The organism is Rhodoferax sp. RT5P35 (assembly GCF_056521385.1).
On sequence record NZ_JBWMAX010000005.1, the window covers coordinates 192,960 to 206,376 of the forward strand.

12 protein-coding genes and 2 pseudogenes are annotated in these 13,417 nt (G+C 61.5%); 11 read left to right on the forward strand and 3 right to left on the reverse strand.

All coding sequences use genetic code 11. The annotated features are described in order from the left end of the window. Window positions 1-213: 213 nt before the first annotated feature. From AC097L_RS09520 to AC097L_RS09530, 3 genes are all read left to right on the forward strand, one after another. Window positions 214-1,152 (forward strand): sugar ABC transporter substrate-binding protein, encoded by a 939-nt coding sequence (locus tag AC097L_RS09520; protein ID WP_479586089.1) that lies wholly within the window; start codon window positions 214-216, stop codon window positions 1,150-1,152. A 136-nt stretch (window positions 1,153-1,288) separates the two neighbouring features. Further along, window positions 1,289-2,821: a sugar ABC transporter ATP-binding protein gene (locus AC097L_RS09525; RefSeq protein WP_479586090.1), complete on the forward strand. Its 1,533-nt coding sequence runs from the start codon at window positions 1,289-1,291 to the stop codon at window positions 2,819-2,821. A 23-nt stretch (window positions 2,822-2,844) separates the two neighbouring features. After that, window positions 2,845-3,864, forward strand: a complete 1,020-nt coding sequence (locus AC097L_RS09530; RefSeq protein WP_479586091.1) for an ABC transporter permease — start codon at window positions 2,845-2,847, stop codon at window positions 3,862-3,864. A 152-nt stretch (window positions 3,865-4,016) separates the two neighbouring features. Here the strand turns inward: AC097L_RS09530 and AC097L_RS09535 are convergent, their stop codons facing one another. Next, window positions 4,017-4,889: a helix-turn-helix domain-containing protein gene (locus tag AC097L_RS09535; protein ID WP_479586092.1), complete on the reverse strand. Its 873-nt coding sequence runs from the start codon at window positions 4,887-4,889 to the stop codon at window positions 4,017-4,019. 128 nt (window positions 4,890-5,017) lie between these two features. Here AC097L_RS09535 and AC097L_RS09540 point away from each other — a divergent pair, with 128 nt between their 5' ends. The 3 genes from AC097L_RS09540 to AC097L_RS09550 are packed head-to-tail and all read left to right on the forward strand — an operon-like array spanning window position 5,018 to window position 8,015. Further along, entirely contained in the window at window positions 5,018-6,016 is a 999-nt protein-coding gene (locus AC097L_RS09540) for a Gfo/Idh/MocA family protein (protein WP_479586093.1), read from the forward strand. 5 nt (window positions 6,017-6,021) lie between these two features. Further along, on the forward strand, window positions 6,022-7,530 hold the full coding sequence (locus AC097L_RS09545; protein WP_479586094.1) for a GMC oxidoreductase: 1,509 nt from the start codon (window positions 6,022-6,024) through the stop codon (window positions 7,528-7,530). Between the two features lie 14 nt (window positions 7,531-7,544). After that, a complete protein-coding gene (locus tag AC097L_RS09550; protein ID WP_479586095.1) occupies window positions 7,545-8,015 on the forward strand; it encodes a heme-degrading domain-containing protein in 471 nt (156 codons plus the stop codon). A gap of 80 nt (window positions 8,016-8,095) precedes the next feature. Here the strand turns inward: AC097L_RS09550 and AC097L_RS09555 are convergent, their stop codons facing one another. Further along, window positions 8,096-9,136: a substrate-binding domain-containing protein gene (locus tag AC097L_RS09555; RefSeq protein ID WP_479586096.1), complete on the reverse strand. Its 1,041-nt coding sequence runs from the start codon at window positions 9,134-9,136 to the stop codon at window positions 8,096-8,098. A gap of 158 nt (window positions 9,137-9,294) precedes the next feature. On the opposite strand from AC097L_RS09555, the gene AC097L_RS09560 reads away from it, so the two are divergent. From AC097L_RS09560 to AC097L_RS09570, 3 genes and pseudogenes are all read left to right on the forward strand, one after another. After that, entirely contained in the window at window positions 9,295-10,386 is a 1,092-nt protein-coding gene (locus tag AC097L_RS09560) for a fatty acid desaturase family protein (protein ID WP_479586097.1), read from the forward strand. Between the two features lie 27 nt (window positions 10,387-10,413). Further along, window positions 10,414-10,725, forward strand: a complete 312-nt coding sequence (locus tag AC097L_RS09565; RefSeq protein WP_479586098.1) for a MocE family 2Fe-2S type ferredoxin — start codon at window positions 10,414-10,416, stop codon at window positions 10,723-10,725. Window positions 10,726-10,749: 24 nt separating this feature from the next. Then, window positions 10,750-11,064, forward strand: a pseudogene (locus AC097L_RS09570) (TIM barrel protein); the annotation flags it as partial. Window positions 11,065-11,375: 311 nt separating this feature from the next. Here AC097L_RS09570 and AC097L_RS09575 read toward each other — a convergent pair. Next, on the reverse strand, window positions 11,376-12,293 hold the full coding sequence (locus tag AC097L_RS09575; RefSeq protein ID WP_479586099.1) for a LysR family transcriptional regulator: 918 nt from the start codon (window positions 12,291-12,293) through the stop codon (window positions 11,376-11,378). Between the two features lie 108 nt (window positions 12,294-12,401). Between AC097L_RS09575 and AC097L_RS09580 the strand changes: the two genes are divergently transcribed. Then, window positions 12,402-13,169, forward strand: a complete 768-nt coding sequence (locus AC097L_RS09580; RefSeq protein ID WP_479586100.1) for an SDR family NAD(P)-dependent oxidoreductase — start codon at window positions 12,402-12,404, stop codon at window positions 13,167-13,169. Window positions 13,170-13,274: 105 nt separating this feature from the next. Continuing rightward, window positions 13,275-13,403: pseudogene (locus AC097L_RS09585) on the forward strand (Rieske (2Fe-2S) protein); the annotation flags it as partial. Between the last annotated feature and the right edge of the window lie 14 nt (window positions 13,404-13,417).

Here is a 13,417-nt window from a genome sequence, read left to right on the forward strand (position 1 = left end):
GTGTACAGCACGGAGCTGTGGCAGATGCAACGACTATAAATTGTAGAGAAATATTTTTCTCTAAGTGTAATCACTTAGAAATTTATTTTCTATTTTTGGGTTTTTTGATTACAGTACAGGCCGTGGTTGAGGGTATTTCTTTGTGCCCCAGCCTCACCTAACCCAACGGCACACAACCCCGCCGTTTACCAATAACTCTGGAGACGCATCCCAATGAAAAACCTACAAAAGCTTGTACTTGCCGCAGCCGTGTCAACCACCTTGCTGGCCCCCCTGGCGGCACACGCTCAAAAAGTGGGCTTGGCCATGGCCCAGCTGGATACCTTTTTGACGATTCTGAAAGACGGTGTGGTCGATGCCGGCAAAAAGTCGGGTGCGACGGTGCAAGTGGAAGATGCCCAGGCCGATGTAGGTAAACAGCTGAGCCAGATCCAGAATCTGATCGCCCAGAAGGTTGATGCCATCATCGTCAACCCGGTGGACACCGATGTCACCCCCAAGATCACCAAGATGGTGACCGATGCCAAGATTCCGCTGGTCTATGTGAACCGCAAGCCGGTGGACTTTGCCAAGCTGCCAGCCGGTGTGGCATTTGTGGCCTCTGACGAAGTGGTCTCTGGCACTGTGCAAACCCAGGAAGTCTGCCGTTTGCTCAAGGGCAAGGGCGAAATCGTGGTGCTGATGGGCGAGCTGTCCAACGAAGCGGCCCGCACCCGCACCAAGGACATTGAAGACGTGCTGGCCACCCCGGCTTGCAGCGGCATCAAGATTCTGGACAAGCGCGAAGGCAAGTGGGACCGTACCCAAGGCCAGGACATCACCACCAACTGGCTGTCTACCGGCCTGAAGTTTGACGCGATCATCGCCAACAACGACGAAATGGCCATCGGTGCCATCAACGCCCTGAAAGCCTCCAAGAAGTGGACCCCTGCTTCCATCGTGGCCGGTATCGACGCCACCCCGGACGCGCTGGCCTCCATGAAGGCGGGCGACCTAAAGGTCACCGTGTTCCAGAACGCGGCCGGCCAAGGCAGCGGCGCGATGGACGCGGCTTTGAAGCTGTCCAAGAAGCAAGCCGTTGAGCGCTTTGTAAACGTGCCGTTTGAGTTGGTCACCCCCGCCAACCTGGCCAAGTACACCGGCAAGAACTAAGCCATTGCGGATCTGAGGGGGCCCCCTGCCGGGGCACCCTCAGCCCTCACGCCAGGCCTTTCCCCGCAGGAGAGGCGTTTGGCGTGAGGGCTTGCGACAACAAGCCCACCCTCCACCCTTTCATAAAGCCACCAGGATGTCAGACACCGCCACCCTCGACCGCCCGGCCGCCCAGGCTGCCGCCGCGCCTCCGCTGTTGGAGATCAACGGCATTCTCAAAATCTTTCCGGGCGTGGTTGCGCTCAACAACGTGGGCTTCAAGCTGCGCGCGGGCACGGTGCATGCGCTGATGGGCGAAAACGGCGCGGGCAAGTCCACGCTGATGAAGATCATTGCGGGCATCTACATCCCCGACAAGGGCGATATCCGGCTGCGCGGCAAGCCCATCCACATGAAGTCGCCGCTGGATGCCCTGAACCTGGGCATCGCCATGATCCACCAAGAGCTGAACCTCATGCCCTACATGACGGTGGCCGAGAACGTGTGGATCACCCGCGAGCCCAAGAATGCCTTCGGTTTTGTGGACCACGCTGAGCTGTACCGCAAGACCGCCGCGCTGTTCCAAGAGCTGAACATCAAGATCGAGCCGCGCGAAGAAATCCAGAACCTGTCGGTGGCCAGCCGCCAGATGGTCGAGATTGCCAAGGCCGTGTCCTGGAATTCCGACGTGCTGATCATGGACGAGCCCACCTCGGCGCTCACCGAGACCGAAGTGGCGCATTTGTTTGCCATCATCCGCAGCCTGCGCTCCAAGGGCAAGGGCATCATCTACATCACCCACAAGATGAACGAGCTGTTCGAGATCGCCGACGAGTTCTCGGTGTTCCGCGACGGCCAGTACATCGCCACCCACGCCTCCACCGAGGTCACCCGCGACGACATCATCCGCATGATGGTGGGCCGCGAAATCACCCAGATGTTCCCCAAGATGGAGGTGCCGATTGGCGAGGTGGTGCTGTCGGTGAAAGACCTGTGCGTCGAAGGCATTTTCAAGAACGTGAGCTTTGACATCCGCGCCGGTGAAATCGTCGGCATGGCCGGGCTGGTCGGCTCGGGCCGCTCGAACGTAGCCGAGGCGCTGTTTGGCGTAGTGCCCGCCACCTCGGGCACCATCAGTATCAAGGGCGTGCCCATCACCATCGACTCGCCCACCAAGGCACTGGCGGCAGGCATGGCCTTTTTGACCGAAGACCGCAAGGAAACCGGCTGCTTTTTAAGCCTGAACATCCAGGACAACATGGATTCGGCGGTGCTGAACCAGCGCTACGTGTCCAAGGGCTTTGTGCAGGGCGAGCAACTGGCCAAAGACTGTGCCGAGATGGCCAAGCGCCTGCGCGTCAAAACCCCCAGCATGGGTGAAATCATCCAGAACCTGTCGGGCGGCAACCAGCAAAAAGTGCTGGTAGGCCGCTGGCTGCTAACCAACCCGCGCATTTTGATTCTGGACGAACCCACCCGCGGCATCGACGTGGGGGCCAAGGCCGAAATCCACCGCCTGGTGTCTGAACTGGCCGGTACCGGCGTGGCGATTTTGATGATCTCGTCGGAAATGCCCGAAGTGCTGGGCATGAGCGACCGCGTTGTGGTGATGCACGGCGGCCAAGTCACCGGCATTCTGGACCGCAAAGATGCCAACCAGGTGTCCGTCATGGACCTGGCTGCAAAGTAAAAAATCTATAGGAAACCTGCACCATGAGCACCCCCACCGTCGCCCACGTCGCCCCCGCCGCCATCAAAGCGCCGTTCAAATTCCCACCCGAATTCAGCATCTTTCTGGTGCTGGTAGGCATCAGCGTCTTCTTTGAAGCCATTGGCTGGTACCTGAACGGCCAAAGCTTCATCTTCAACGCCGAGCGCCTGAAGGTCATCATCTTGCAGATGTCGGTCATCGGCATCATCGCCATCGGCGTGAACATGGTCATCATCACCAGCGGCATTGACCTGTCGTCGGGCTCGGTGGTGGCAGCATCCGCCGTAGTCGCCGCCAGCCTGGCCCAGGTGTCGGACTTTCCGCGCGCCGTGTTCCCGCACTTGACCGACCTGAGCCCGTTCTGGCCGGTACTGGCCGGGGTGCTGGTGGGCGCGGTGGTAGGTTTGATCAACGGTTCGCTGATTGCATTCACCGGCATCCCGCCCTTCATCGCCACGCTGGGCATGATGGTGGCTGCCCGTGGCTTTGCAAAGTGGTTTACCGGCGGCATGCCTGTCAGCATGTTGACCCCCGAATTTGCCTGGATCGGCGAGGGCAGCAACCCGGTGGTGATATTTTTGGTGATCACGGTGATCGCCCACATCGTGCTGCGTTACACCCGCTTCGGCAAGTTCACCTACGCCATCGGCGCCAACCGCCAGGCGGCCCGCGTGTCGGGCATCAACGTAAACCGCCATCTGATCTGGATCTACACCATTGCTGGTTTGCTCAGCGGCGTGGCAGGCACCGTCACCGCTGCCCGCGCCATCTCCGGCCAGTCCGGCATGGGCGTGAGCTACGAGCTGGATGCGATTGCGGCAGTCGTCATTGGCGGCACCTCGCTGGTGGGCGGCTTGGGCCGGGTAACGGGCACCGTCATCGGCATTTTGATTCTGGGCGTGATGATGTCGGGCTTCACTTTCATCCGCATCGATGCCTACTACCAAGAGATGGTCAAGGGCGGCATCATCGTCGCCGCCGTGGTCGCCGACCAGTACCGTAACAAGAAACGCAAGAGTTAAGGGTAAAAAGTGGCTCTAGCGCAGGTGCTGTATGCGCTGGTAGCTACATTAAATAGAGCAATTTAAAAACTATCCGTATCCACCGTATCCGCCGTGCCTGCCTGGGAGACTGGGAAGCCTCGGCGGTTTGCTTTTGGGGTCTCAGGCGCGGTTTACATCTGCCCGGAACCCGCGCCAAATCCCCGTCTAAAAGCCAGCGGTGTCATGCCCTTCACCGCCCGGAACTGCCGGGTGAAATAGCCCTGCTGGCGGTAGCCGGTAGCCTCTGCTATCTGGGCGATGGGGCGGTCGCCGTCTAGCAGCAGGGCGCAGGCGTGGCCTATGCGCAGCTGTGCCAGGTAGCTGCTGACGGTGTTGCGGGTGCTGCGCTTGAAGGCGCGTTGTAGCTGGCTTTCGCTCATGGCCGCCAAGTCGGCCAGGGTCTCCAGGCGGATGGGCTCGGCGTAGTGGGCGTGCAGGTGCGCGAGCACCCGGTCCAGCCGGGCCCGGTCGCGGGGTAGTCTGTCTGTCGCAAAGCCTTGCAAGGCCAGCAGTTGGCGCTGGCGGTCTGCGGCCAGCAGCAACAGCACCTCCACCAGGCCCAGCCAGCGCTGCGCCGGGGCCATGTCCACCAGCGCCAGCAGCCGGGGCAGCACCGTGGCCACCGTAGCTGCGCTGAAGGCCACGCCACGTCGCGCATCGGCCAGCAGCGGGGCGATGCTGTCCAGCTCCGGGTAGGGCTGGGTCAGGCCGTAGGCCCATTGCGGCTGGAACCACAGCACCAGGGCGCGGTGCGGCTGGGCCGGGTCCAGGGCCGCGCGCGACTGCCAGGCGTGCGGCAAGTTCGGGCCGACCAGCACCAGGTCCGCATCGCCGTACTGGCCCACGTGGTCGCCCACGAAGCGCTGGCCGCTGCTGTTGAGCGTCAGGGTCAGTTCGAACTCGGGGTGGTAGTGCCAGTTGAACGGAAACGCGGGCAACTGCCGATCAAACAGCGTCCACGACTGGCCGCTGCTGCGGGTGACTTGTTCTAACCAGGGCTGCATGGCCAAATTATGCAATTGGCGCAGTGGAGTGGCTAGAGATGCGGCAATCGTGCCAAAACCTGCGATTTTTCTGCCAGCCTAGGCGCGGCAAATTCCTAAACTGGGCTCCACAACACAAGGAGCACACCATGGCACACCCTTTAGGCTGGGGACTGATCGGCGCGAGCACCATCGCGCACGAATGGATGATCGACGCGATCCGCGCCCAGCCGGGCAACACGGTGGCGGCCGTGCTCAGCAGCAACGCCCAGCGCGGTGCAGACTACGCGGCGGCCCACGGTATTGCCCAGTCGTACACCGCACTCGATGCGTTGCTGGCCGACCCGGCGGTGGGTGCCGTCTACATCAGCACCACCAACGAACTGCACGCCGCGCAGGCGATTGCCGCTGCCGCTGCGGGCAAACATGTGCTGTGCGAAAAGCCTCTGGCCATGCACCTGGCGGACGGCCAGGCCATCGTGGCGGCCTGCAAAAGCGCCGGGGTGGTGCTGGGCACTAACCACCACCTGCGCAACGCGGCCACGCACCAGGCCATGCGCGATCTCATCCGCAGCGGGGCCATCGGCACGCCGCTGTTTGCCCGCGTGTTCCATGCCGTGCAACTGCCCGCGCACCTGCAAGGCTGGCGTGTAAATAAGGCCGACGCGGGCGGCGGAGTGGTGCTGGACATCACCGTGCACGATGCCGACACCCTGCGCTTTCTGCTGGATGCCGAGCCGGTAGAGGCCATCGCCATGACCCCCACGGCAGGCCCGCTGGCCGATGGCGTGATGGCCGTGCTGCGCTTTGACAACGGCGTGCTGGCGCAACTGCACGATGCCTTCAACGTCCCGCATGCGGGCACCGGCATCGAGATCCACGGCAGCCTGGGTTCCCTGGTGGGCCGCGACGTGATGACGCAGCGGCCCGTGGGCGAGGTGCGGCTGCGCACCGCCGACGGCGAGCACGTGGTGGCAGTGGAGCCGCGCAACCTGTACGCCCATTCTCTGGCGGCCTTCAACCGTGCGGTGCAAGGGCAGGGCGCGCCCTCGGCCACTGGCGAGGACGGTCTGCGCTCTCTGGCCGCCGCGCTGGCGGTGCTGGAAGCGGCGCGTACCGGGCATAGCACGCCGGTACAGTGCATTTAAAGGCCATGGACGCAGACATCGTCATCATCGGCTCCGGCGTGGGTGGTGGCGCCATGGCGCTCAGCCTGGCCAGTACCGGGGCCCGCATCCTGATGCTGGAGCGCGGCGAACGCTTGCCGCGCGAGCCGCAAAACACCGATGCAGAAGCGGTATTCGCCCAGCGCCGTTACCGCGCCCCCGAGCGCTGGCTGGACGGTGCTGGCCAGCCCTTTCAGCCCGGCCAGTACTACTTTGTGGGTGGCCATACCAAGTTCTACGGCACCGCCATGTTCCGCCTGCGCGAACGCGACTTTGCGGCCACCGAACACGCCGATGGCACCTCGCCCGCCTGGCCCATCACCTACGCCGACCTGGAGCCTTACTACGCCGAGGCCGAGCGCGTGTTTGGCGTGCACGGCCACGCCGGGCAGGACCCGACTGAGCCGCCGCGCTCCAGCGCCTACCCGCACGCCGCCATTGCGCACGAGCCGCTGATCGGCGCGCTGGCCGACAAGCTGGCCGCGCAGGGCCTGCACCCGTTCCACATGCCGTCTGCGGTAGACCTGCACCCGGGTGGCAGCTGCGTGCGCTGTGGCACCTGCGATGCTTTTCCTTGCGCCGTGGGGGCCAAGGGCGATGCCGAAACCCGGCTCATCGACCCGGCCTTGCGGCACCCTAATGTGACCCTGCAAACCGGCAGCCAGGTGCTGCGTCTGCTGACGGATGCCCAGGGCCAGCGCATCGTGGCAGCGGAGGTGGTGCACCAGGGCCAGGTACAGACGATCCGCGCACCGTTGTTCATCCTCAGCGCCGGGGCCATCAACTCGGCCCTGCTGCTGCAGCGTTCGGCCAACGCCCAGCACCGGCGTGGCCTGGCCAATAGCTCGGACAGCGTGGGCCGCTACTACATGAACCACAACACCACTTGCCTGATGGGCATGCTGCCGGGCGCGGTGAACGCCACGCGCTTCACCAAAACCCTGGCGCTGAATGACTTTTACGATGGCACACCGGCGCACCCCACGCCGCTGGGCCACATCCAGATGTTGGGCAATATCCAGGAGCCCATGGTGCGCTCGGCCATGCCGCTGCTGCCGCGCTGGGCGGGCCGCATGCTGACCCGCCACAGCGTGGACTGGCTGGCCATGTCGGAAGACTTGCCGCACTTTGAGAGCACCATCCGCCCGCTGGCCGACGGCAGTGCGCAACTGCACTGGCAGCGCACCAATATGGCCAGCCACGCCACGCTGGTGGCGCGCACCAAGGCGCTGCTGCGCGGCCTGGGCTTTCCAGTGGTGTTGAGCCGCCCGTTTGGCATCGACACGCCATCGCACCAGTGCGGCACGGTGCGCATGGGCCATGACCCGGCGCAGGCCGCGCTAGACCCGTGGTGCCGGGCCTACGACCACCCGAACCTGTTTGTGGTGGATGCCAGCTTTTTTCCGTCGTCTGCCGCGCTAAACCCAGCGCTGACCGTGGCCGCGCAGGGCCTGCGGGTAGGAGAATATGTGCGCAGCCAACTGCATACTTTTTAAACCCGGAGACCTTGATGCCTGAAGACGAAAAACCCCTGCTGCAAGAGCTGCTGCGCCAGGAAGAGACCCTGCAATTTGGCCGCTTTAACAGCGAGACCGCCCTGAACCTGGGCCTGGGCATCGTGAACGCCGCGCGGCAGTCCGGGCAGTCGGTGTTGGTGGACATACGCGTGGGCGATCTGCAACTGTTCCAGCACGCCATGGAGGGCTGCAACCCCGACAACGTGGACTGGGTGCGCCGCAAAAACAATGTGGTGCGCCGCTTTGCCCGCAGCTCGTTCTACATGGGCACGCTGTACCGCAGCAAAGGCACAGATTTTGATGCCGCCACCGGCCTGGACCCGCGCGAGTACGCCGCCCACGGTGGCGCGTTTCCGATCCGCATCCGGGGCGTGGGCCAAGTGGTGGGTACCGTGACGGTATCGGGCCTGCCGCAGGCCGAGGACCACGCGCTGGCGGTCGCGGTACTGCAAACGATGGTATAGCAGGAATTTATAGAAAAAAGGCCTCTAGCGCAGACACTGCATGCGCTAGTAGCTATTTTTTTTATAGCATGGTATGGGTATCAGTTCATGTTCTCGGGCGTGAATAAGTCCATCGCCAGCAGCTTCTGCTGCGGCCCGGCGAACACCGCGCCGGGCAGGGTGGCGGCCAGCATCTGGGTTACGGCGGTCTGGGCCAGGCGTTCTTGCGGGGTGTGGATCACCAGGTCCACCACGCCGTCGATCAGCGCGGCGCGGGTGGTGGCGTTGAGCTCGTTGCACACCACAACCAGTTCGCGGCCTACGGCCTCTTCGCGCAGCGCCCGGATCACGCCCGCGCCGCCGCCGCCGGTCAGGTGCAGGCCCACCAGCCCGGGGTGGCGGGCCAGCAGCTCCAGTGTGGCTTCATAGGCGAGCTGCGGGTCTTCCAGGTTCACCAGCGTGTCCAGCACCTTGAAGCCGGGCGCATTCTCGCGCAGGTACGAGCGAAAGCTGATCTCGGCCAGCTCGTGCCCCAGGTAGCGGTGGCTGCCCACAAACACGCCCACTTCGCCCGTGGTGTGCCGCTGCAGTCGGCTGATGGCCCAGGCGGCGGTGCGGCCGCGCTGGCGGTTGTCCAGCCCGATGTAGCCCGCCCTGTGCGGCGCGCTGATGTCGCTCAGCAGCGCAAAGCAGGGCGTGCCTTGTTCAAACAGCCCCTCCACCGCCGCGGTGACGTGCGGGTGGTCTACCGCCACCACCGCCAGCGCGTCCACCTTGCTGCCCATCTCCAGCAACTGCGCGGCAATGGCTGCGGGCTCCAGCGCGTCCATAAACGTGATGTGGGCCACGCAGGTTTCGGGCTGGTTCTGGGTGGCGGCCTGCTGCAGCGCGGCGGCCAGGGTTTGGTAGAAATGGTCGTTGCGCTTTTGCAGGCAAAAGCCCAGGTGGCGCACCGGCACGCGTTCTTTCAGCCTTGCCCGCATCAGGCCCACGGCGTGGTAGCCCAGCTTTTCGGCGGCGGCAATGACGCGCAGCGTGGTGCCTTCGCGTACCGGCAGGCGGCTGTTGAGCACGCGGTCTACGGTGGCGGTGCTCACGCCCGCGGCCTCGGCCACGTCATGCAGGGTGATTTTGGCTTTCATGGGGCCACATCATCGCAGCGTCTGCCATAAATGCAAGTTTTCTTCTCTAATATATGATAGTTTTTGCAATGATTTGATGGTTTTTGAGGTTTTGCATCACGCGGCAAACGGCATTGGTTTTAGCATCCGGCATCCGCAGCCCACAACGAGACCGACCCATGCCCACCACCGAATCGACAGCCTTTGCGGGCCCCCATACTGGTCTAGATTGGACCCGCACCCAGGACGATTACCACCTGATCGCCGGCGTAGGCAAGCAGGCCCATGCCGCTGGGCTGGTCAACGCCAGCTGGTACAAATGCGCCGTGCCACGCGCCCGCATGAAGCAGCTGATGCAGCGCGAAGACGCGCAGGCCATCCGCGACACGGTGCTGTGGTACGCGCTGGTCATTGCCGCCGGTGCGGTGCTGGTAGCGACATGGGGCACGGCCTGGGCTTGGCTGGCTTTCTTTGTCTACGCCACGATCTACACCGGCCCAGCCGATTCGCGCTGGCACGAGGCGGGCCACGGCACCGCCTTCAAAACCCGCTGGATGAACGACGTGCTCTACCAGATGGCCTGCTTCCAGGTGCTGCGCCGCCCCAGCGTGTGGAAGTGGAGCCATGCCCGCCACCACACCGATACCCTAGTCACAGGCCGCGACCCCGAAGTCGCTGTGACGCTGCCCACAGACTTTGTCGGCATCTTGCTCAACCTTTTCTCCCTCAAATCCGGCCCGCGCGAGCTGTGGCGCGTGCTGCGCAATGCCTTCGGCATATTGGGCGAAGAAGAAAAAACCTTTGTGCCCGAGATGGAGTGGCCGCAAATGGTCAAGGAAGCCCGCGTCTGGGTGGTGCTGTACGCCGTGCTGATCGCCAGCGCCGTCTACTTTGCCAGCTGGTTGCCCTTGGTCTTGTTTGGCCTGCTACCGGTGATGGGCGGCACCTGGCTGTACACCTTCTTCGGCCTGACCCAGCATGCGGGTCTGCCTGAAAACGTGCTCGACCACCGCAAGAACTGCCGCACGGTGTACATGAACCCGGTGTTCCGCTTTCTTTACTGGAATATGAACTACCACGTCGAACACCACATGTTCCCCATGGTGCCGTTCCACGCGCTGCCCGAGTTGCACGAAACCATCAAAGCCGACTGCCCCCCGCCCTACAGAGGCACCGCAGCCGCCTACCGCGAGATCATTCCCGCGCTGCTCAAACAGGCCAAAGACCCGCACTATTACGTGGTGCGCCAGGTGCCTGTAACCGCCCCATAAATTCAATAACCACGAGGAAACACCCCCATGACCGCTTGGACCGAAGTTTGCGCACTGGACGACATCGACGACGAAGACGTGATGCGCTTTGACCATGACAACCATACCTACGCCGTGTACCGCTACCAGAACAAGGTCTACGCTACCGACGGCCTGTGCACCCACGAGCACGTCCACCTGGCCGACGGTCTGGTGATGGAGCACGTGGTGGAATGCCCCAAACACAACGGCCGCTTCGACATCCGCGATGGGCGGGCGCTGGGGGCTCCGGTGTGTATCAATCTGAAGACCTACCCGGCGAAGGTGGAAGGCGGGCAGGTGTTGGTGCAGTTGGGGTGATAAAGGCACTTGGCCGCGTAGTGCGAAGCCGGGCCCTTGCTAGCCCATGTGCGCGTGGCCGACACCTTCACCTGACCAGCACAACCACCAAAAAAACAGCCAGCTGTGCTACAACGCTACTCCTCCCGGCGCCACCCTGGTCTGCGTGCACCAGCACCTGCACATGGGGCAAGGCCAGATCGCCTGGAACCTGTTCTTTCAGACTTTGGGTAGGTGGGTTTTGACGGCGTGGTGTCGAGCTGCGTGTTTGCGTGGGAAGAGCGGGCGGAGGATCCGAGCCGGTTTATGCGGGGGGAAATGCAACGGTATGTGGAGCGGTATTTCCCGCAGCGGGGTTGAAAACCGTTGTGCTGAAATTATCAATTTGATAGCTGCTAGCGCAGTTAAGGTATGCACTAGTGGACCATTGAGTAAAATTTTTTTCTGACAATGCAGCATCCGTTAACGCCCAAATGCAGGTCCCAGATACAGCGCAGAATGGGCTTTATCAGACGGCTTACCATTTGCATTAAAGTGGGTCAGGCACGGCCAAGGGACGCTTTCCGTCAAAGATGGAGAACGGCCGTTTTCGGCCATAAGCAGTCCTTCACAATGTCTGCTTTGAGTCGAGTATTTGCATCAATGCTTGGTAGAAGAGTACGACCAACGTTTCAGTTGGGTTGTTGGTCTGTGCGTGTTAGGTAGGCCTCGACAACTTGGGCGATCCAATTTAGCAACGCTATAACCCTCGGCGCGATTTGTCTGCGATACGGGTAAAGCAAAGACACCGGCATGGATGGCGCAGTGAAATCGGGCATGACCTCGACAAGCAAGCCTTTATCCATTAGGTGCTGTGAACCACGAATAGGTGCCTGGATAAGACCCAGACCCGCCACGCATGCCGCTTGGTAGGCATCCGTGCCATTGACCACCATCACACTGTGCATAGGGTGGACAGCGATTTCTCTGTCATTTTGATACTCCCAGCCGGCTCCATGCATTCCGAGCCTAGCAGCGTAGTGAATGATCCGATGCTGTAAAAGGTCGGCCAACGTTCTGGGCGTGCCGTGGGTTTCTAGGTATGCCGGGCTGGCCAAATTACACATCTCCATCACACCGAGCGGGCGGGCGATCAAGTCCGTGTCGGGCAATGGCCCAATACGCACCACGCAGTCAAAGCCTTCTTGCACTACGTCTACGCGGCGGTCGCTGGTACTGATGCCTACCTCTAGCAATGGGTGCGCCGAGAGAAATTCAGGCAGCCTCGGGATGATCACATCTCGGGCCAGAGAGTTGGGCATGTCGATGCGCAAACTTCCCCGTAATCCGCTTGCCGCAGGCTGAAACATGCCTTGAAGCTGTTCAGCATCTGCAATCAGTTCCTTGCAACGCTCAAGAAACTGTTCTCCGTCGGAAGTCAACCGTACATGCCGAGTGGTGCGTTGCAGCAGACGTGTCCCCACCTGCATTTCGAGTTGCTGAACCACTGTGGAAACGCGGCTTTTGGTTAGCCCAAGCTGGTCTGCAGCATGGGTAAAGCTTGCCCGCTCTGCAACGCGGGCAAAAATGCGAAGCTCATTTAAATCCATAGGCTAAATGTATTTTTTTAATGAACTATGTGATCATTTTTTGACTGTTTATCTATTAATTATGAACGATTAAAGTTTCTAGCTTCTTCCATTCTCAACGAGACCAACATGAACAAATCATCCCCCCGTATCGCACTTGTTACCGGCGCGAGCCGTGGCTTAGGCCGTAGCGAAGCGCTCAAGCTTGCGGAACAAGGCGTTCACTTGATCATTACCTATAAGGACAACGAGGGCCAGGCGCGTGAAGTTGTAGCTCAAATTGAAGCGCTTGGCAGCCGTGCCGTAGCGCTGCGTCTCGATGTAGCTGACAGCAAGAGCTTTGGCGCGTTCGCTGAAAGCGTGAAGAGTGTCCTGACCGAAACTTGGCAGCGTGAGCAGTTCGACTATCTGGTGAACAATGCTGGCATCGGCATCATGGCTTCGTTTGTTGAGACAACTGAAGAGCAGTTTGATCTGCTCGTCAACATTCACCTCAAGGGCACGTTCTTCCTGACACAGAAGCTGTTGCCGTTGCTCAAAGATGGTGGCCGGATCATCAACACCTCTTCAGGTCTGGCCCGTTTCACATTCCCTGGCTACGCAGCTTATGCCGTGATGAAGGGCGGCATTGAAGTGATGACGCGCTACATGGCCAAGGAGCTGGGTTCACGCGGCATCGCCGTAAATACTATTGCCCCCGGCGCGATAGAAACGGATTTCGGTGACGGCATGGTGCGTGACAACGCACAAGTAAACGCCCATCTCAGCGGCTTAACCGCTTTAGGCCGCGTGGGTCTTCCCGATGACGTGGGGGGTGCGGTTGCAGCGCTGTTGGCAGAGGGTAACAACTGGGTCACGGGCCAGCGCATCGAAGTGTCTGGCGGCATGCTGCTGTAAATACAGCATTCGTTACTGAAAAGACCATCGCAATGCTGGTTTTTACGGCAGCCCGCTTCGGGCCCGAAGTGGACTTTTGCGCACCCATTTAGCAGGTTCGGCAACGAGTGCCCCAAACACAACGGCCGCTTCGACATCCGCGATGGGCGGGCGCTGGGGGCGCCGGTGTGTGTGAATTTGAAGACCTACACGGCCAAGGTAATGGGCGGGCTGGTGCTGGTGCAGTTACGCTGAATGCTATTAAATAA